The 20,547-nt window shown below is 35.4% G+C and carries 20 protein-coding genes; 7 read left to right on the top strand and 13 right to left on the bottom strand.

The features are described from left to right. Window positions 1-17 precede the first annotated feature (17 nt). The 4 genes from ACULEU_RS00625 to purN form a co-directional block, all read right to left on the bottom strand. The gene (locus ACULEU_RS00625; RefSeq protein ID WP_445453529.1) at window positions 18-1,295 is read right to left on the bottom strand and encodes a hypothetical protein; all 1,278 of its coding nucleotides are present in this window, start codon (window positions 1,293-1,295) and stop codon (window positions 18-20) included. Next, window positions 1,295-2,308: a nucleoid-associated protein gene (locus ACULEU_RS00620; RefSeq protein ID WP_445453528.1), complete on the bottom strand. Its 1,014-nt coding sequence runs from the start codon at window positions 2,306-2,308 to the stop codon at window positions 1,295-1,297. The genes ACULEU_RS00625 and ACULEU_RS00620 overlap by 1 nt, the downstream gene beginning before the upstream one ends. 667 nt (window positions 2,309-2,975) lie before the next feature. Next, window positions 2,976-3,455 (bottom strand): ribonuclease HI, encoded by a 480-nt coding sequence (rnhA, locus tag ACULEU_RS00615; RefSeq protein ID WP_445453527.1) that lies wholly within the window; start codon window positions 3,453-3,455, stop codon window positions 2,976-2,978. A gap of 194 nt (window positions 3,456-3,649) precedes the next feature. Then, window positions 3,650-4,213, bottom strand: coding sequence for a phosphoribosylglycinamide formyltransferase (gene purN / locus ACULEU_RS00610; RefSeq protein ID WP_445453526.1), 564 nt, complete (start codon window positions 4,211-4,213; stop codon window positions 3,650-3,652). A 250-nt stretch (window positions 4,214-4,463) separates the two neighbouring features. Here purN and ACULEU_RS00605 point away from each other — a divergent pair, with 250 nt between their 5' ends. The 6 genes from ACULEU_RS00605 (at window position 4,464) to ACULEU_RS00580 (ending at window position 9,699) form a co-directional block, all read left to right on the top strand. Continuing rightward, entirely contained in the window at window positions 4,464-4,700 is a 237-nt protein-coding gene (locus ACULEU_RS00605; protein ID WP_007137004.1) for an acyl carrier protein, read from the top strand. A gap of 177 nt (window positions 4,701-4,877) precedes the next feature. Next, on the top strand, window positions 4,878-6,131 hold the full coding sequence (fabF, locus tag ACULEU_RS00600; protein ID WP_445453525.1) for a beta-ketoacyl-ACP synthase II: 1,254 nt from the start codon (window positions 4,878-4,880) through the stop codon (window positions 6,129-6,131). Window positions 6,132-6,138: 7 nt separating this feature from the next. Continuing rightward, window positions 6,139-6,879, top strand: a complete 741-nt coding sequence (rnc, locus tag ACULEU_RS00595; protein ID WP_445453524.1) for a ribonuclease III — start codon at window positions 6,139-6,141, stop codon at window positions 6,877-6,879. A gap of 112 nt (window positions 6,880-6,991) precedes the next feature. Then, window positions 6,992-7,477 (top strand): IPExxxVDY family protein, encoded by a 486-nt coding sequence (locus tag ACULEU_RS00590; RefSeq protein WP_445453523.1) that lies wholly within the window; start codon window positions 6,992-6,994, stop codon window positions 7,475-7,477. Between the two features lie 5 nt (window positions 7,478-7,482). After that, window positions 7,483-8,913 carry a pyruvate kinase gene (gene pyk / locus ACULEU_RS00585; protein ID WP_445453522.1) on the top strand — a complete coding sequence of 477 codons (1,431 nt, stop codon included), beginning with the start codon at window positions 7,483-7,485 and terminating at the stop codon, window positions 8,911-8,913. 24 nt (window positions 8,914-8,937) lie between these two features. Continuing rightward, window positions 8,938-9,699: a Bax inhibitor-1/YccA family protein gene (locus ACULEU_RS00580; RefSeq protein WP_445454868.1), complete on the top strand. Its 762-nt coding sequence runs from the start codon at window positions 8,938-8,940 to the stop codon at window positions 9,697-9,699. A gap of 54 nt (window positions 9,700-9,753) precedes the next feature. Here the strand turns inward: ACULEU_RS00580 and dinB are convergent, their stop codons facing one another. Then, on the bottom strand, window positions 9,754-10,836 hold the full coding sequence (gene dinB / locus ACULEU_RS00575; RefSeq protein ID WP_445453521.1) for a DNA polymerase IV: 1,083 nt from the start codon (window positions 10,834-10,836) through the stop codon (window positions 9,754-9,756). A 185-nt stretch (window positions 10,837-11,021) separates the two neighbouring features. Between dinB and ACULEU_RS00570 the strand changes: the two genes are divergently transcribed. Next, window positions 11,022-11,489, top strand: a complete 468-nt coding sequence (locus ACULEU_RS00570; protein ID WP_445453520.1) for a CYTH domain-containing protein — start codon at window positions 11,022-11,024, stop codon at window positions 11,487-11,489. Here the strand turns inward: ACULEU_RS00570 and ACULEU_RS00565 are convergent, their stop codons facing one another. The 8 genes from ACULEU_RS00565 to ACULEU_RS00530 all read right to left on the bottom strand — a co-directional run bounded on the left by ACULEU_RS00565 (window position 11,490) and on the right by ACULEU_RS00530 (window position 20,514). Then, a complete protein-coding gene (locus tag ACULEU_RS00565; RefSeq protein ID WP_445453519.1) occupies window positions 11,490-12,029 on the bottom strand; it encodes a septal ring lytic transglycosylase RlpA family protein in 540 nt (179 codons plus the stop codon). A gap of 83 nt (window positions 12,030-12,112) precedes the next feature. Then, the gene (locus tag ACULEU_RS00560; protein ID WP_445453518.1) at window positions 12,113-12,535 is read right to left on the bottom strand and encodes a hypothetical protein; all 423 of its coding nucleotides are present in this window, start codon (window positions 12,533-12,535) and stop codon (window positions 12,113-12,115) included. Between the two features lie 75 nt (window positions 12,536-12,610). Then, complete coding sequence (pgi, locus tag ACULEU_RS00555) at window positions 12,611-14,254, bottom strand: glucose-6-phosphate isomerase (protein WP_445453517.1); 1,644 nt, start codon at window positions 14,252-14,254, stop codon at window positions 12,611-12,613. Between the two features lie 91 nt (window positions 14,255-14,345). Further along, window positions 14,346-15,587, bottom strand: coding sequence for a peptidoglycan DD-metalloendopeptidase family protein (locus tag ACULEU_RS00550; RefSeq protein WP_445453516.1), 1,242 nt, complete (start codon window positions 15,585-15,587; stop codon window positions 14,346-14,348). Between the two features lie 7 nt (window positions 15,588-15,594). Continuing rightward, complete coding sequence (locus ACULEU_RS00545) at window positions 15,595-16,527, bottom strand: tryptophan 2,3-dioxygenase family protein (RefSeq protein WP_445453515.1); 933 nt, start codon at window positions 16,525-16,527, stop codon at window positions 15,595-15,597. Window positions 16,528-16,530: 3 nt separating this feature from the next. Then, complete coding sequence (locus ACULEU_RS00540) at window positions 16,531-17,304, bottom strand: DUF3108 domain-containing protein (RefSeq protein ID WP_445453514.1); 774 nt, start codon at window positions 17,302-17,304, stop codon at window positions 16,531-16,533. 400 nt (window positions 17,305-17,704) lie between these two features. Then, window positions 17,705-19,573 carry an OmpA family protein gene (locus ACULEU_RS00535; RefSeq protein ID WP_445453513.1) on the bottom strand — a complete coding sequence of 623 codons (1,869 nt, stop codon included), beginning with the start codon at window positions 19,571-19,573 and terminating at the stop codon, window positions 17,705-17,707. A gap of 20 nt (window positions 19,574-19,593) precedes the next feature. Continuing rightward, window positions 19,594-20,514, bottom strand: coding sequence for a PorP/SprF family type IX secretion system membrane protein (locus tag ACULEU_RS00530; protein ID WP_445453512.1), 921 nt, complete (start codon window positions 20,512-20,514; stop codon window positions 19,594-19,596). Between the last annotated feature and the right edge of the window lie 33 nt (window positions 20,515-20,547).

Genomic DNA, 20,547 nt, shown 5'->3' with positions numbered 1-20,547 from the left:
TTTCTGTCAGATTAAAGTTATGCAAGGCTTTTGTTTTCTATATCGTTTAAAATATAATTTCTAGACATTGCTAAAATGAAAAGTAATATTATTGATATCAAAAAAATTTGTGTGTAGTTTAAATTAAGGTACAATAACACGAATCCAATTGTCGCAACATTTGTTACTCCTAAGATCCAGAAATATGATTCAGTAATTATCGTTAAATATTTAATTCTTGATATTATTCGTGATTTTATTTTTGTAAAAATTTCTAATTCAGCTGGATACTTTGTAAAGAAATTATTCTCCTTTAATGTTTTAAAATCTTGATTTGATATTGTATCAATATATGTTAAATCATTAAAATTAATTTTAAGTAATAAAATCATATATATATTAGTAATTAAAATAACAATAATTAAAAGTATAAGAAATAATGGATTTTCTTTAACTTTCTCAATTGCAAATAGAGTACTCGCTATAAGTATTGGAAATCCAATAATTTTTTGGGTTATATTACTAAGAATTTCAGAGACTTCTTTGAAGTATTTTGATTTGTACTCATCATATTCTTTTCTTATCTGATCAATTGATAAGTTATTTAAATAAATTTCAAAGTTTATTCTTGCACTGTTTGTAATATCATTTAATTCTTCAAAAACTTTAAAAATTCTATTCTCAATATCATATCTTGATGCATATTCTATAATAGAGCTTTTTAAAAATTTAGGCAAATGGTTGTTTTGCTCAGCAAAACAAGTGATAAAATTTTCTAGAGAATTGTTAAGATTAAAGTTTTCGTTGAAATGATATATTTCATTATGATACTTAATTATTAATCTTCCCTTATCAGTTAAACTTGTAAAAACAATTTTTCTAGCCACATCATTTAAATAGTCTACAAAATGAAAAGCTTCTTCACTGTCAATTTCTTGAGTTTTTAAGAAATCTATAAAGTTGTAAAATGAAATGGCATTTTTAAAAAAGTAATTTTCTGGCTTTTCTTTAAAATCAATGTAGGTTGTCCCGGCAATAAGAGAATAAGGCTTACCTGTCTGATTTAAAATCAAAACATTCAAGTTATTATTTACTTCCGTGAGTTTTAAATATGATGCAAAATCATTATAAATTTTTAATTGCAGATCCTCTTTTTCAACACTTAATATTTGGTTTCTAATTTTTTCATAAACTATATTTAAAGCTTTTAGCTGATTTTCAACATTCTCCGAAAATAGAAAATCAATCTTATCTGCCTTAATTTCAAAGCCAGGATTATTAAAAAGTTCAAATATTTTTTTTTGAGTTTCTAACATTAGTTGTTTCCAATTTCATTTCTTAAAGCAGTCGCAAAACTTTGTGATTCAATTATTACTACATTTGGGTTATCGGCCGATAATCTTATTTTTTCATTCAAAACTCCACGAGAAAATTTTAAATTGATACCATCTCTATTTACTTCAAGTTTAATAAACTTTTTTAATTGTCTTTTGTTAAATCTAAATTCTGTGTCGATAGAAATATTATTGTTGTTTGCAAAGTCTGAAATTATATCTTCATTTTGATAAAAATGCATACTTAAATCCCTTATATTTACTGTATCAGTTGGGCTGCTCGATGTATAATTATAAACTAAATTTCTAAAAGTTTCTATTTCATAAGGTGTATTTGTGTCAGTATTTATTGGGGGTTCAATTTGCGTAATAATTTCGTAAAGAGATTTTGTATAGTCACTGCTTGATTCAAGTTGCTGAATAGAAATCCAATTTTTAAAATATTCGGAAACTTCTTGTTGTCGTAATTGTGTAAATGATAAATAATTTATTTCCTCTAAATCAATTCTGTTTTCATTTATACGACAAGCCATTGCCAAATTTTTGGTGTCAACATATTCAACGGTTTGTATAGAAAAAGAGTTAGCAGTTTTTCTTAAAATCTTTCCTTCAACATCACGAATTAGATAAACAGAAACAAAATTATAACCATTATCCACATATTCTGCAAAAACAAAATAACCACCAGTTGCAAAAGTTATAGGCTGTATTAATCCAACTAAATTACCCATAACTAATCTTGTAAACGTAATAAAGTCAGAATTATTTCTATCCGTTTCTCGATATTCATAAAATTTTTCAGGAAAATATTTTCCTTCTGAATTATCAAATACTGCATATAAAATTCTATCACTTTTATAACTATCTGAAAGAGCAGTGATTAATGCTGTTGATTCTAGATTATTTGGTATTAATTCTTCGGAAAATATTAAATCTACTTGATTGCTTTCGCTTTCCTTCTTTAATTCATGGATAATAATTTTGTTTAGTATCATAATTTTAATTGTTGTTTATCTTTTCTTTCTCGAAAAGTATTGAATAACGTTGCAATTACCAAAAGCAATCCCCCCACTATCCGGTTTCCCAAAAACAGCATAAACCTAATTCTCCTCCCTGAACTCAAGAAAAAGCATAGGTATTCCTTCCGATAAAATTGTGTGGTATTTGTTATAGAATAGTGCTAAAGTAAGAAAATATCTTTTAGGTGGGGTGGTATTGCTGAAAACTTTTACTTTTCGCGGGGATTAATTGGTAGTAATGCTATAGTAGATGGGCAATGAGTCCATGATGAGTCCATAATGAGTCCATGATGAGTCCATAAAAACTGTTAAAAATTATGGACTGACTATGGAAGCAGTATGATAGCATTGTGGATTGATAAGGAAGCTGTTTCGCAACCATCATAGTGGTGGAATTGATTTTGAGGAAACGAGCGTTGGTTTTTACTTTTTTTAGCGCTTTTTGACCGTCTCTTCTAGTGTCCGCCTTAGCGGATTTATCGAGAAGCTTTCGTTATGCGAGGGTTCTCGATATAATTCTCACTTTGTGAGAATCACTCGAACTGACGTTCACTTTATGGAGTACTACTTCTTGCCTTACCTATCCGTCAATAGGGAACCAACTGAAAACTGAGACTGAGACTGAGACTCATTACAAGTGTCATTACAACAATTTCGCTTCTTCCCTTTCATAAAAGGCATCAATGGATAAATTGGGTAAACCCGAAGCGTATACGGCTAGTTCGTCGCAGCGCTCGTTTTGAGGGTGGTTGTTATGGCCTTTGATCCATTTGAAGTCGACTTGATGTTGGCGGTAAATTTTAAGGAAGCGCATCCAGAGGTCTGGGTTTTTCTTGTCTTTAAAGCCTTTCTTCTCCCAGCCGAAAACCCATTTCTTTTCAACAGCATCTACTACATATTTAGAATCAGAAACCACTAAAACTTTGGCATTTGGATTTTTTATCTTTTCCAAACCTACAATTACAGCCAACAGCTCCATGCGGTTGTTCGTGGTATGTCTGAACCCTTCGTAGAATTCCTTTTTATAGGTTGTTCCGACCAATTCCATTACAATGCCATAACCGCCGTTTCCGGGATTTCCTTTGGCAGCGCCGTCAGTGTATATGTGGATTTGGTGAGACATTGTTAGACTACTTAGATTTTTAGACTACTTAGATTTTTAGACTGCTTAGATTGTTGGATTGTTAGACTACTTAGATTGTTAGACTGCTTAGATTATTAGTTTGTTAGATTGTTAGATTTTGTAAAGATAAAAGTTCTTCTAAGAAGTCTAAGATAGTCTAAGAAGTCTAAGTTAGTCTAAGAAGTCTAAGAAGTCTAATAATCTAGTAATCTCTCAATTGCTCTTGGAAAAAATTCATGTTCTAATTGCTGTACTTTACTCGCGATTTCCTCTGCGGAAGCGCAATCTTCAATGGCCACTTTCTGCTGCAAAATGAATTCACCTTCGTCATAGTGCTCGTTGACATAATGAATGGTAATGCCGGTTTCTTTTTCCTTATTGTCTAAGACCGTTTGATGGACTTTCATGCCGTACATACCTTTTCCGCCATATTTGGGTAATAAGGCCGGATGAATGTTGATGATTTTATTAGGATAAGCTGCCACAATGGCTTCGGGCATTTTCCAAAGAAAGCCTGCCAATACAATTAAATCAGGTTGCAGTTCGTTTATTTTATCCAATACAAAACCTTCGGTAAGTACTGTTCTGTCGAAGACGAGTGTAGGTACATGATGCTTTTGGGCTTTTTCTAAAACTTTGGCGTGTGGATTGTTAGTGAAGACACCAACTACGACAATATCATGGTGATTTTTGAAGTATTGGATACTATTTTCCACATTGGAACCCGTGCCCGAAGCAAAAAACAAAATCTTTTTCATACGATGATACTATTGATTTTTCAATGGAATATGGAATCGTCGCCTTAATTATTGTCCACTGGCTATGGCGATTTCATATGTAAAAAAATTACAGCACAAAAAAAAGAATAAATACCCGAATTAAAACCATGATTATAGGAGATTCTCAAATAAATTTTTTATTTTCGTGGTCACATTTACTAACAAAAAGGTTGTTTTAAAATAAAGTTTTTTATTTTTGCCAACAAATTAAAATTAAAAATTAGAAATTATGTCAGACATTGCATCAAGAGTTAAAGCGATTATTGTAGACAAATTAGGCGTTGATGAAAACGAAGTTGTAACAGAAGCAAGCTTCACAAATGATTTAGGCGCTGATTCATTAGACACTGTTGAGTTGATTATGGAATTCGAAAAAGAATTTGATATTCAGATTCCAGACGACCAAGCAGAAAACATCGCTACTGTAGGTCAAGCTATTTCTTACATCGAAGAAGCAAAAAAATAATAAGTATAAATCCGTGAGACTTGAACTAGTTTCACGGATTTTTTTATTATTTTTATTAAAAGAAAACACTGATTGATATTCAATCTCAAAATATTGAAATACCCTTGTCTCTTTAATGATTATATTTGAAGAAAACATGGGTATTATTTGTTTAAATACAATTGTAAAAAATAAATTATGGCGTTAAAGCGAGTAGTGGTAACAGGTTTGGGTGCATTGACACCTATTGGGAATTCCATTGAAGAATATTGGGATGCCCTGGTAAATGGCAAAAGCGGTGCTGCTCCAATAACCTATTACGATACCGAAAAGCATAAAACAAAATTTGCTTGTGAAGTGAAAGGCTTCAACATCGAAAATTACATGGACCGCAAGGAAGCGCGCCGTATGGATAAATTTGCTCAGTACGCCATTGCAGCTAGTGAAGAAGCTATTAAAGATGCCGGAATCACGGAGTCTAATGTAAACAAACACCGAGTGGGTGTGATTTGGGGTGCCGGAATTGGCGGATTAGAAACTTTTCAAGAAGAAGTAATCAGCTACGCGCAAGGCGATGGAACGCCACGATTCAACCCGTTCTTTATCCCGAAAATGATTGCCGATATTGCTCCTGCACACATTTCGATGCGTAACGGATTTATGGGGCCTAATTATACCACGGTTTCTGCTTGTGCTTCTTCAGCCAACGCCTTGATTGATGCCTTTAACTACATTCGTTTAGGAATGTGTGATGTCATTATTTCAGGCGGATCTGAAGCAGCCGTAACGATTGCCGGAATGGGCGGATTCAATTCGATGCAGGCCTTATCCACCAGAAATGAAAGTCCGGAAACAGCTTCAAGACCCTTTGACGCTACCCGTGATGGCTTTGTTCTTGGTGAAGGCGCTGGTGCTTTAGTATTAGAAGAATACGAACATGCGAAAGCCCGTGGCGCCAAGATTTACTGTGAAATTGGCGGTGGTGGTATGTCTTCAGACGCGTATCATTTAACCGCGCCACATCCGGAAGGAATTGGGGTCATTGCAGTAATGGAAAATACGTTGCGTGATGCGGGTATGACTCCTGAACAAGTAGACCATATCAATACGCACGGAACCTCAACGCCGCTTGGCGATGTAGCCGAATTGAAAGCGATTAGCGCTGTTTTTGGAGCACATGCTAAGAACATCAACATCAATTCGACCAAATCGATGACAGGCCATTTATTGGGCGCTGCCGGTGCTATCGAAGCTATTGCTTCTATTTTAGCTATGAAACATGGTATTGTTCCTCCAACGATAAATCATACTGTGGTGGATGAAAATATTGATCCAAGCTTGAATTTAACGTTGAATAAAGCTCAGAAAAGAGACATCAATGTGGCTATGAGCAATACTTTTGGGTTTGGTGGACACAACGCTTGTGTTTTATTCAAAAAAGTAGTTGAGTAATTTTAGAATGAAAATTTTAAAAAATATATTTAAAAATTCCCGTTCAACTGAGGACGGGATTTTTTTTAAAGAAATTCAGACCATCATAGGTTTTCCGCCCCATACCCTTTTTTATTACCAAAAGGCCTTTACCCATCGTTCGACCAACCGAACGGATGCGCAAGGAAATGCTATGAATTATGAGCGTTTGGAATTTTTAGGAGATGCTATGCTAAGCGCTGTCATCGCAGCTCATTTATACAACGAAGTCCCCACAGGCGACGAAGGATATCTGACCAAAATGCGGTCAAAAATTGTTAGTCGCGAACACTTAAACGAACTGGGTCGCGATTTAGATTTAATTCGGTTTGTAGACAGCAAAGTCCCTACACAGCATTTTGGTGAAAACATTCACGGGAACATCTTTGAAGCACTCGTTGGCGCTATTTTTCTTGATAAAGGTTATACGTTTTGCGAAAAGTTCATCCAGAAAAGTGTGGTGATTCCGTATGTGGACATCGCAAAGCTTGAGGGAAAAGTAATCAGCTACAAGAGTTTACTGATTGAATGGTGCCAAAAAGAGAAAAAAAACTTCCATTTTGATGTTTTTGATGACAATGGCATTGACGGTCAAAAATACTTTGGCGTAAAACTCAGCATCGACGGAAAAGTGATTGGCAAAGCTCGAGCAACCTCCAAAAAAAAGGCAGAAGAAAAAGCATCTCAACGCGCATTTTTTGCACTTCAGGAAAAAATTAACAGTAAATAATACAATTTCTCAAAAACTACATCGTTTTCGTTCATAAAATAACGTTAACCTAAAACCTAGTTTGTAAAAGTCTGTAACAGATAAACTATATTTACCACTAATTTTGCTGTATATGACAGTTCACAAATTGCATATAGAAGAATATGATGAGATAGATTATCAACTAATAGCTATTCATTGCACCTTAGAGGATTTTCGACTAGCCTATTACATCAACCAGAATTTACCCATCAATCTCAAAAAAAGCAAGTGTGATCTTCAGGTCAGCAATAAAGAGGGAGAAACCCAGTTTACCCGATTTGTTTTTGAAGATGAGAAGGATATTTTGTGGAGCTTGGTTCAAAATCAGAATAAAGCAGTGGTTTCTAATATGACCGTTAGTCAGGGCTTATTTAGTAATAGCGAAGATACCATGTCAACGAAAATATATCTGATTCCGGAATTTAAAAAAGTAGATTACTTTTTAAAAATAGAAAATGATGAAGTAGCTATTGATATGACTCAAATCACTAATCAACTAAAAAAAATAGAACGAATTAGCGCCGTGTATTCGGTTGAAGTAGAAAAGATAAAATCAAAAAATAATTTAATTTTTTAAAGATAATGCCAACAAGAAAAAAGACTAAAATTGTAGCGACACTTGGTCCTGCGTGTAGTTCGAAAGAAGTCATTAAGAAAATGATTGACGCTGGAGTAAACGTATTCCGAATCAATTTTTCCCATGCCGATTATACCGACGTAAAAGAAAGAATAGATATCATCCGAGGTTTGAATGATGAGTTTGGATACAATACCGCCATTTTAGCCGACCTACAAGGACCAAAACTTCGAGTAGGTGTTATGAAAGAAGATGTCGTGGTAAATCCAGGAGACATTATCACCTTTCAAACGGCAGAAGACGTTCCCGGAACCAAAGATCGTGTTTACATGAACTATATTGAATTCCCAAGAGATGTCAATCCTGGAGAAAAAATTCTTTTAGATGATGGTAAACTGATGTTTGAAGCTTTGGAAACCAACGGAACTACCGAAGTGGTTTGTAAAGTAATTCAAGGTGGTCCTTTAAAATCTAAAAAAGGAGTGAACCTTCCTAATACCAAAGTTTCGCTTCCGGCGCTGACTAAAAAAGACATTAAAGATGCTTTGTTTGCTATTGAGCAAGAAGTAGATTGGATAGCACTTTCCTTTGTAAGAACTCCGGCCGATTTAGAAGAATTACAAGATTTGATTGCAAAACATTCGGCGTATAAAATCCCGATTGTAGCCAAAATAGAAAAGCCTGAAGCGGTAGAAAATATCGATAAAATTGTTGCTTTCTGTGATGGATTGATGGTAGCTCGAGGCGATTTGGGTGTTGAAATTCCGGCTCACGAAGTACCGCTTATTCAAAAGAAATTAATTCACCGAGCAAAAACAGCACGTATTCCGGTAATCGTTGCCACACAAATGATGGAAACGATGATTACCAGCTTAACACCAACTCGTGCCGAAGTAAATGACGTTGCGAATTCGGTTATGGACGGTGCAGATGCTGTTATGCTATCAGGTGAAACTTCTGTTGGAAATTATCCTGTAGAAGTAATCGAAAAAATGACTCAAATTATTGAAGCTGTGGAAGATTCACCACTGATCATGGTGCCTCAAAATCCACCTCACGTTAGAACCAAACGTTTCATTACAAAATCGATTTGTTATCACGCAGCCATTATGGCGAATGAAATCAAAGCAAAAGCGATTTCTACCTTGACCAATAGTGGGTATACGGCTTTCCAAATTTCAGCTTGGCGACCAAAAGCACATATTTTAGTCTATACTTCTAACAGAAGAATCCTTACACAACTGAGCTTACTTTGGGGTGTTAATGCGTTCTTTTATGACAAGTTTGTAAGTACCGATGATACCGTTGGCGATGTAAACGATATTGCTAAAGAAAAAGAATACGTTAAAAAAGGAGATATGCTTATCAATCTTGCCGCTATGCCGGTTGCCGATAAAGGAATGGTAAACACATTGCGTGTATCTGAAATAGAATAATTACTTTTACTTTTTTAAAAATACATTATTATGAACTCAAACAATCCGTTTTTTAAAACAAAATCGTTTAAGGAAAACAACGAAGTAACGCATGATGCGGTTGTCATTGATTACAATCAAACCATGACGGTTTCAGGAACTATCAATAAAAGTTTCCTGATGTTAATCTTGTTAGTTGCCAGTGCGGCAGTAACGTGGACTATGGCCTATAGCGGACAGAATCCAATGATATTCACTATTGGTGGTGCCATTGTAGCGCTAATCTTGGTTTTGATTGCGACATTCAAACCACAATATTCGGGGTTTTTAGCTCCAGGTTACGCTATTTTTGAAGGACTATTCATTGGTGGGATTTCGGCTATTTTTGAAGTGATGTATCCTGGCATTGTGATTCAGGCTGTAAGTTGCACTTTTGTAACGTTTATGGTGTGCTTCGGATTGTATAAATACCAAATTGTAAAAGTTACGGAGCGCTTTAAATCGGTTGTTGTTGCGGCAACATTGGCTATTGCTACGTATTATTTAATTTCTTGGTTGTTGTCGATGTTTACCAGCTTCCAACCGGTGCATCATGGTAATTCCTTGATGAGTATTGGTATCAGCGTTTTTGTAATTGTAATTGCTGCCTTGAATTTATTCCTAGACTTTGATCAGATTGAAAAAGGCGTACAACAAAAAATGCCAAAATACATGGAATGGTACGGTGCGATGGGATTAATGATTACGTTAGTGTGGTTGTATATCGAATTCCTAAGATTGTTATCGAAATTATCTAGTAGAGATTAATTACTGATGCTACTAAAAATATAAAACCTGCAAAATTTGCAGGTTTTTTTATGTCTAAAACTCAAACTTCAGCTGCACGACCACCGTTTTCTTGATTTCGGTATTTAAATTATTTAAAGAGATGCCGAGCAGCCTGACAGAATCTTTCATCCGTTCTTGAAAAAGAAGCTCTTTTGCGGTCTCCAGAAGCAATCCTTTGTCGGATATGAAGTATGGCAATGTCTTGCTCCGTGTTTGCGTCGTAAAATCGCTGTATTTGATTTTGAGCGTTACCGTTTTTCCTGAAATGTTGTATTTCTTTAAACGATTTTCCAATTCGGATGCAATGCGTTCCAGTTTGGCTATCATAAAAATTTCAGAGGTCAAATTTTCATTGAAGGTGTGTTCTGCGGCAACCGATTTTGCTGTTCTGTTGGGTTTAACCTGACTGTTATGGATGCCTCGAACGATGTTATAAAAATAGAGGCCACTTTTGCTGAAATGCTCCTCTAGGAATTCACTGGTTTTGGACTTTAAGTCTTTGCCGGTAAAAATGCCTAAATGGTACATCTTATCCGCAGTAACTTTCCCGATTCCGTAGAATTTGCGAATGTCCAATTTTTCTAAAAAATCTTCGACTTCTTCCGGGTTGACCGTTTTTTGGCCGTTGGGTTTGTTGTAATCGCTGGCGACTTTGGCCACAAATTTATTGACGGATATTCCGGCTGATGCTGTTAAGCCTACTTCATCAAAAATTCGTTGACGGATTTCCCGCGCTAATAAGGTGGCACTTGGATTTCCTTTTTTATTCTGCGTAACATCGAGATAGGCTTCGTCGAGTGATAAAGGTTCTACTAAGTCGGTATAGTCGTGAAATATGGCTCTGATTTTTTTGGAGATTTCTTTGTAGCGATCAAATCGAGGTCGGACAAAAATCAAATCGGGGCAATTCCTTTTGGCTTGAATACCGCTCATGGCGGAACGCACACCAAATTTTCGGGCTTCATAACTTGCTGCCGAAACTACGCCACGAATTTCGCTTCCTCCGACGGCCAAAGGTTTTCCTTTTAGTTCAGGATTGTCCATTTGCTCTACAGAAGCATAAAAGGCGTCCATATCGATATGGATAATCTTTCTGTATGTCATGGAATCCGTCATTTCACAAATTTATAATATATTTACTTTTCCAAGTGTTTATTTGTTGTTGGTGTTTGATGAATACGTCAGATGTAAACCACTAGCCCAGATTGCAACGGCATCCTTTTTTGGTTTTTAAACCAAAAAAGATACAGTGGAAAGCTGGAAAAAGCTTCTAAAAATTAACTCAGCATAAACCCTCAAAAATGATAGAAATAGAACGTAAATTTTTAGTGCTTTCGAATGATTTTATAAAAGAATCCTTTTCGTCGAAAAGGATTGTACAAGCCTATTTAAACTCCAATCCGGAGCGTGCAGTGCGCGTCAGAATAAAAGAAGACAAGGCTTATTTGACCATTAAAGGAAAGGGGAATTCGTCCGGAACGACGCGAATGGAATGGGAAACCGAAATTCCGGTTGCTGATGCAGAAAAACTATTACTCATTTGTGAAGAAGGCGTTATTGATAAAATAAGGCACGAAATCAAAGTAGGGCAACACGTTTATGAAGTTGATGTTTTTACCGGAGCAAACGAAGGATTAATCATGGCGGAAATCGAATTAGAAGATGAATCTGAATCCTTTGAAAAACCCTTTTGGTTGGGTCAGGAAGTGACTAATGACAAGCGGTTTTACAATGCGTATTTGAGCAAAAAACCTTTTAAAAGTTGGTAGCTACTTTTTAGTTTCGAGGACTTCCAAGGTTACAATGACCACACCGGAATTCTTATTAGAAGCGATATCCATAAAGGCTCTTCGGCTCAAATCAATTTCACGTACTTTTGAGAATGGTCCGCGGTCTGTAATTTCTACGATTACGAATTTTCCGTTCGCTTCATTGGTTACTTTAACCATACTTCCGAAGGGTAATTTTTTATGGGCAGCCGTGTAAGCGTTATTGTCGAATTTTTTCCCGCTAGCTGTCCTTCTTCCGTTGAATTTGTTGTGGTAGTACGAAGCGTGCGCATTTTTTTTAAGGAACTTTAATTTTACATTGGCCAAGTCAAAAGTATCAACCTCTAAACCTGTTTTAGGTTTGTTTTGAACCGTATCAACTTTGGTAATGGCGATGGTTTTTTCCTTTTCTTTTGTTTCGGAAATCTTGGTGGCCTTGTCTTTATTTTTTTCCTTTTGTTGCGGTTTGTTAGTAACCAAGAAACTACCAAAGAAGGTAGTTGCTATAGTCAAAAAAAGTATAAGAATCTTGTTATTCATGATGCTTGTTTTTAGATGATGGCTACATAACAAAAAATGTGCCTGATAAAAAAAGCCCTTGTCAGGACTTTAGTTATTGTTTGCTAGAACCATAGCTTCCATGGGATTCTGATTAATATCAAAACCAAACCTAAGCCATAAAAAATTGTCAAAGCTTTAAATTTTGCCTCACTAGTTGCTGCTTTTTTATGCTTGGACCAACCTATGGTGATTAAAGCAATAGCGATAATATTGGTAAGTGGATGTTCTAGTGACGTTAAACGCAAGGCGGCATCTTTCATTTGACCAAAAGAGGCAGATCCGAGAGGAGAAATAAAGTAAAGGATGAAACCTACTACGAGTTGGATATGCGTGGCTATTAATCCGAACAAAGCAATTTTTCGGTCTTTGGCGGTAAATTCTTTTTTAGACGACATTCCCAATAATGCATTAACCACTGCGAAAACCAATAACAATAACGCTAAGTATGCCCAGCCTGAATGGAATTTTTGTATAAAAGTGTACATGTTTATTTTTTTAGAATAACAAATATAACGAAAAAGGCATAAAAAAACCTCAAACTAAGTTGAGGTTTCTGTTATTTATTTCTGTTTTAAAAAGTGTCTGAGTAGGAAGTCTGTTGAACTATCGTGTTGTTTAACTTCACCTGAATTAATTTCGTCCAAAATAGAGTTGGCTAACTGTTTTCCGAGTTCTACGCCCCATTGGTCATAGCTGAAAATATTCCAGATAATTCCCTGAACAAATATTTTATGCTCGTAGAGCGCAATTAAGGAGCCTAAATTTTTTGGAGTAAGTTTGTCTATTAAAAAGGTGTTTGTTGGTTTGTTGCCCGTGAAAACCTTAAATGGCAGGAGAAAATCTGCTTTTTCTGAAGTGAGGTTTTGCTTTTCGAATTCGGATTGGACTTGAGCTTCTGTTTTTCCGTTTAGCAGCGCTTCTGTTTGCGCAAAGAAATTTGACATCAGTTTATCGTGATGGTCTTGGTTTCCGTACAAAGGTTTTACAAATCCAATAAAATCAGTTGGGATTACTTTGGTACCTTGATGAATCAATTGAAAAAAGGCGTGTTGTGAATTGGTTCCGGGTTCACCCCAAATAATAGTTCCCGTTTGATAATTTACCGAATTCCCATCGCGTCCGATACTTTTTCCGTTGCTTTCCATGATTCCCTGTTGCAAGTAAGGCGCTAATTTTTGAAGATATTGCGTATACGGAATCAAAGCTTCGCTTTCGGCACCAAAGAAATTATTGTACCAAACACTTAATAAGGCTAGCACAACCGGAATATTTTTATCAAACTCGGCGGTTTTGAAATGCTCGTCCATTTCGTTTGCTCCATTTAGTAAATCGTCAAAATTATCAAATCCGACCGCAAGACTAATGGTTAAACCAACGGCACTCCAAAGTGAAAACCGTCCACCAACCCAATCCCACATGGGGAAAATATTATCAGGATTGATTCCGAATTCAGTAACTTTTTGAATATTTGTGGAAACCGCAACGAAATGCTTAGCAACATCTTCCTGTTGTGCCGATTGTAAAAACCAAGCTCGAATAGTTTCGGCATTTGACAAGGTTTCTTGTGTGGTAAATGTTTTTGAAGCCACTACAAAAAGGGTCGTTTCCGGATTGAGTTTTTTGATGATTTCGTTTACGTGATCGCCATCTACATTGGAAACAAAATGGACATTCAGGTGATTTTTATAGAATTGCAATGCTTCCACAACCATCGCTGGGCCGAGGTCTGAACCACCAATTCCGATATTAACAACATCTGTAAACGACTTTCCGGTGAAGCCTTTTCTTTGTCCGGAAATGACTTCATGACAAAAGACTTTCATTTTATTCTTTACTTCAAAAACTGCTGGAATAATGTTTTCTCCATCAACAATAACCGTTGTATTTTCTGGAGCGCGTAAAGCAGTATGAAGTACAGCTCTATCTTCTGTTTGATTGATGTTTTCTCCCGAGAAATAACTTTGGATGGCAGACTTTAAATTGACTTCTTTCGCTAAATCCTGAAGCAATAAGAAGGTTTGTTCGTTGATTCTATTTTTAGAATAATCGATTAAAAATTCCTTCCATTGAATGTTAAACTTTTGGGCTCTATTGGAGTCATTAGCAAACATTTCCTTCATGGAAACATGTTGCATTTGAAGAAAGTGATCGTTTAGTTTTTTCCAAGCAACTGTAGTTGTTGGGTTTATCGTTGGTAAAGCCATTTTTTATATTTTGAAAGACAAATCTACAAATATGATTGGTATAAAATCAGGTAAAATTTTACGCTAACGTTGTAGTTGAAAAAAATAGTAGTTATTTTTTTATGCTGATAGCAGCAACACTGTCTAGCTCTCTTTTGATTGGCGTGATGTATTCCAAATATTTTTGTTTATACCTAGAATCCATAGGTGTTGCGGTTGGTAATTTCAACTTCAGCGCATCAACTTGAACGCCATTTTTCCAAAATCGGTAACAAACGTGAGGTCCTGTCGCTAATCCAGTGCTTCCTACTTTCCCGATTACTTGACCTTGAGTAACCCTTTGCCCACGTTTAACCAATATTTTGGACATGTGTAAGTACTGTGTAGCATACGTCTTGTCGTGTTTTACTTTGACAAAGTTGCCATTTCCGGTCGTAAATCCGGCTTGTTCTACTATTCCGGCGGCAGTAGACATAATTGGGGTACCCGTTGGCGCGGCATAATCGGTTCCTTTGTGCGCTTTCCAAATAAGTTGTACTGGATGAAATCTGTTTTTGGCGTAGCGTGAAGTAATGTTGATGAACTTTAAAGGCGCTTTTAAGAAAAAACTCTTGAGTGTTTTACCTTCTTCATCAAAATATTGTTGCTTTTTGGTGTTTTCATCAGGAGCAAATGAAAAAGCGTAGATGTTTTTACCTTTGTATTCAAAAAATGCTGCTTTAAGACTGTCAACACCGTCGTAAATAGTATCATTAATATATCTTTCGGTAAATTTCAATCCAAATTTATCGCCTTTCTTTAGTTTGAAGAAGTCGATGGACCACGCATATATTTTAGCAATCTTTGGCGCTAAAGATGGGTCCACTTTCATATTCTGAAGAGTTTCAGACAAAGAACCATTTAATGCTCCTGCTATCGTTCTGGTTTTAAAAGTTAGCGGTCTTGCTTTTTTGTGTGCAGTAATTGAATCTCTGAAGTCTACTACATAATAATTCAATCGGTCCGGCTGATAGATGAAAATCTGTATTTTATTGGTTTTGTCTTTACTGCGAAGAATGGTAAAGGGTTTCCCTTTTCTGATACTTCTGACGTCAAAGGTGTCTTTGACTTTGGCAACAATGTCGTAGACCTGATTTCCGTTAAGATTTTGACTTTCTAAAATACTTCCAAAGGTGTCTCCTGATTGAATAGTATCATGTACAATGTTGAAATCGTGCAGATTGAAACCAAATTCGACCAATTTAGGTTTGGTCTTAGTGACAATGATTTCTTCTTCTTTAGTTTTATTACAAGATAAAGTGAACGCAGCTAAAAAGAGGATTAAAATTATTTTTTGAAAGATTTTTGACATCATGCTATTCTTAATATCCTTCTCCCCAATTTTTTAATTCTTCTTCCGACCAAAGTTCCGGGAAAAATATTCTGCGTTGGTATTTTGGATGCATGTATTTCTTCCAATCACTTCCTCCAGTTGCTTCACCGGAGCCTTTGCCACTTTCAATATATTTTTTAGCGGCATTTAAGTGCCCCATAACCCAAGTTATATTGACTGTGTGGTCATAGTGACGCATTGCTTTTATAAGTTCAGTATTCTTTTGGTCATCTTTTGGTAACTGTTTAAATTTTTGCCAGATATTAATAGTGTTGTATTCTTCCATATAGCGAAGAAATTCCTCTCGGTACTTTCTTTCGAATTCTAAAATCAGATAGGATTTTTCGCCTGTATGATAATCTTTTCCTGCGGCTTGCCAATACAAATGTTCAAAAGCATGAGAATAAGGCGTATTTCTATCGATGGTCGCTCTGAAGCGATAATCTATAAGATTTATTAAATCTGTTGAGGAGAACTCAATTAAACGGTATTGAGCGCTTTGAAAACCACTTGCTGGTGTTAATGTATTTCTGAATTTCATGTATTGATCGACTTCCATTCCGTCACCCATGATATCAAAAGAAGTCGTTAGCATATCAAAATAGCGGCTAATTCTTCTCAATTTCTCAGTAAAAAAGTCCGTTGTTGGTTTTTCGTTATGACAAAGCTGATTGATTTCCCATAATATCATTTTAAACAACAACTCATTTACTTGATGGTACATAATAAATACCATCTCATCGGGCAATAAGGTTCTTTGAGTCTGCAAATTCAGCAAAGCATCAGTTTGAATATAATCCCAATAAGTAATCGGTTTTGACCAAAGCAATCCTTCAAGATGTGTTTCCGTTTTTTGATTGATGGCATCAAACTTTTGTTCTAAAGCTTCTAATAATGTGTCTGAATTTGTCTTAGTTGTCATTATTTATTTCATTTTAACCATAAAAGGGTTCTTCAATCCTTTGAAACCATCGATATCGGCTTTTATAGAGCCCACTGCGAGACTGGCTTTTATTCTTAACGGAATTTTATTTTCATCATCAGAAATCCAAACGGTTAGGCTTTCTTCCTCTTTGAAAACTCTTCCAGATTGAACGATGGGTCTAAAAATCATTGTTGGAGCGGTTCCAAATTTAGTTTTTAAATCTTCCCTTCCTATGAATTTTAACTTAAACTTAAAAATCTCATCGTCAAAAAACATATCCACTATTATGGATTCGCCTACCTTTAATTTATCAATATTAGGATGATTTCTTAAAAAATAAAACGTGGAGATGATGTCCTGAACGTTCTCAGTGACAGAAAATGTTTTCTCGGTGTTCTTCTTATAATCTTTAATCAAGACCTTATTAATGTCTTGGTTAAAAAAACCTTCTTGATTTTTGGTATATCCACCTTCATCAATCTTTCTAACAAATTGATACGGCTTATTCGTTACTTTGTCAAAATAACTCTCATAATTGTCGTTAACCTTGAAAAAGAAACGTGACATCCCGACAGTATACCCCTTACCAATAGCATGATATACTTTTTTATTATCTCGGATGGCTTCCTTTATTTCGAGAGTTGCATAACCCGCATTAACGAATCCATAATGGATCCTGAACTTAAACCACTCTCCTGCATCATAGGCATCGGGCTTTTGAGTATCGAAACTTACAGTGATAAAAACCAACAGTACTAAAAAATATTTTTTCATGTTTTTCATGTGCTTTTTATACTGTATGTACAATATCTGTTCCAAATGTACCAAAACAAAAAAACCCAATCAAATTAATGACTGAGTTTTTACGCTATTAACCAACCAAAAAAACTATAAATTATGAAAATTTATCCAAAAAATCTAAGGAAACCACTCCTTGTTTTTTTTGATGCTACAAATGTACTTCAAAACGTTGCGTAATTGCAAGTAAAATATCAACTTTAACAGTTAATTAATAAAATATGTTTCGTTTTAGATGCTTTTTTTACATTATGTTTAACAAAAGAGCTTCCTTGCTATAATTATTGTCATCTTTAGGTGAATTCAATGGGTTAGTTGTATAAAACAAAAAAAACCGAGCTTTCAGCTCGGTTTTTACTATAATAAATATTTTAAATTATTTTACTATTAGGAATTCAGAACGACGGTTAAGCGCGTGTTGTTCTTCTGTACAATCTTTACCGCAATCTACTTTAGGTTCTAACTCACCCATTCCTTTTCCAGAAATTCTGCTGGCAGCAATTCCTCTTGAAATTACGTATTGCACTGTTGATTTTGCTCTTCTGTCTGACAGTGATAAATTGTAGTTATCGGTTCCGCGATTATCTGTATGAGATTTAGCCATGATAACCATTTTATCATTATTTTTCATAACCTGAACCAGTTTGTCTAGCTCAAAAGCACCTTCTTGTGTGATGTTGCTTTTATTAAACTCAAAATAAATGGGTTTCAGAACGATTTCCGTTTCCGTTACAATAACATCTATTGGCTGTAACGCAGCATCAATTTTAGCTGTTGGTCCTTTACTCTTGTTTACAGCAAAAGTATTTCCTTCATATCCATCTTTTGAGGCTTGAACCACATAAGGTTTGTCGCATTCTACACGATATTTTACTTCACCTTTAGCATTTGACATTTCAGTAGCAATAACATTTTTCTTGTCGTCAAGTATTGACACGCTTGCATTAGATAGAATTTCTCCCGTTTTAGCATTGGTAACAACAATCATCACATCAACGCCACAAATTGGACTTACCGCAAAGATGTCATCGTTTCCATTTCTATTACTAGATAAAAACCCAGCACCTTTTACTCCGTTAAAAGTAAATGCAAAATCATCTTTTTCGGTATTTACTGGTTTTCCTAAGTTACTTGCTTCTGAGCCATTAGACAAATCGATTTGATAAACATCTAAACCACCTAAGCCTTGTTTTCCACTTGAGGCGAAGTATAGTGTTTTATTATCATCTGCAATAAAAGGAAAACTTTCATTACCTTCGGTATTCACTTTATTACCTAAGTTTTGTGGTTCTCCGTAAGTTCCATCATCATTGATAGCTACTTTCCAGATATCTGTACCTCCCATACTTCCTGGTCTATTAGAAGAAAAATAAAGAGTTTTACCATCACGACTTAAACTAGGATTACTATTTGAAAACGTTTTGTCATTAAAAGACACTTCGTTAATATTACCCCATTTATCTCCTGTTTTAGTAGCTTTAAATAAATAAACCTGACTAAATCTTGCATTGGCTTTTTTATCTTTTTCAGATTCTTTTTCCTTATAACTTTCACTTGCAAAATAAGCTGTATTGCCATCTGCAGTTATAGTAATCGGACCATCATGCCATTTTGAATTTAAGTCTCTTAAAGGAACTGCATTTGTAACAGTACCATCAGTATTGTAATCCGCTTTGTAGATATCTAAATAAGGTTCATCAGTCCATCCGTAGGTTTTACGAGCTCCATTTCTAGCGCTGGCAAAATAAACAGCATTGTCATAAAGAACCGCACCAAAATCAGACTTATCACTAGATGCATCCGAAGGATTGACATTAAACAATCTGGTCTTATCCAACAATCTCGGAATATAATTTGGATTTTCATTAAACGCTTTAGCACGCATGTCGCTTGGAGATGCCGACGCAAACTTTTTCATCTGCTTATTAGCGTCTTCATATTTACCTTCTGCTTTTAGCATTTGTGCATAACGGTAGTAGGTTTCTGCATCCTGATTGGTTTCTGTAGCTTTAGCATACCATTTCGCAGATTCTTTGGTATTAAACATATTGTAATTCGCATCTGCTAATTGTTTGTAAACATAGCCATCTGCCTTACCATTTTCAACCAACTTAAGATACTCTTTTGCAGCATCAACATATTCAAATCTGCTGAACAATTTATCAGCTGCCTTGGTGTCTTTGTTTTGTGCTGTAACAGTATAACTGAATGCTACAAAACTTAATATAATATATAGATTTTTCATTTTTAGGATTGCTTTATAGGTTAGAAATATCTAGGCGAACGTGATACTTTTTTCGGGAAGTTCAAATCAAATAACACCATTACCTCATGCGATGCTGGTGTATCTACCTTTAAATCTGAAACTATATGGTCGTAAGCATATCCAATTCTTAGATTTGGAGTGATGGCAAAGTTTACCATCGCTCCAAATGAATCTTCCAATCTATATGTTGCTCCTAACTCCAATCTGTCCTGTATTAGGAAATTGGTAGAAAGATCAACTGATGTAGGTGCATTTACCGACGATTTTATCATCGCAAACGGTTTAAATTTCAAATTAGGATTGATATCAAATACATAACCTCCAGTTAAGAAGTAATGAATAACATCTGTTCCATATTCTGTACCATTAAAATCCAAATATTTTGATTTAAGCATATTCGGAACCGAAAAAGCAACATAATATTTATCGGTATAATAGAAAACCCCAGATCCAATATTCAAGAAGGTATTGTTTGGATTAGATCCAGAAAATGGATCACTAGGGATGGGACTGGGCAACGTTGGGAAAATTTGCTCGAAATCAACTTTGTGTAAAGTCAATCCTGCTTTTAAACCAAAAGCCAATTTGTGTTCACCACCTAAACTTAATGTGTACGAGAAATCACCATAAATGTTGTTTTCTTCCACTGGTCCGATTTTATCGGATACTACAGAAAGTCCTAAACCAACATTTCTCCCCACAGGACTGTGTAAAAAGAACGTTCCCGTTGTAGGAGCTCCGTCTAAACCAACCCATTGTGCTCTATAAAGTAATCCTCCGGACAAACTTTCTTTTGAACCGGCATACGCCGGATTCATTACACTCATATTATACATATATTGAGTGTAATGTGGATCTTGTTGCGCTTTTAACTCGTTAATCGCTAAAGCCAATATCGCAATGAAATATATTTTCTTCATTTTGTTTTGTTTTATTTTGAATGCAAATTATTA

This window comes from Flavobacterium sp. 25HG05S-40 (genome assembly GCF_052654735.1).
The sequence above is the reverse complement of the archived record's forward strand: the minus strand, read 5'-3'. Positions and strand labels throughout refer to the sequence as shown.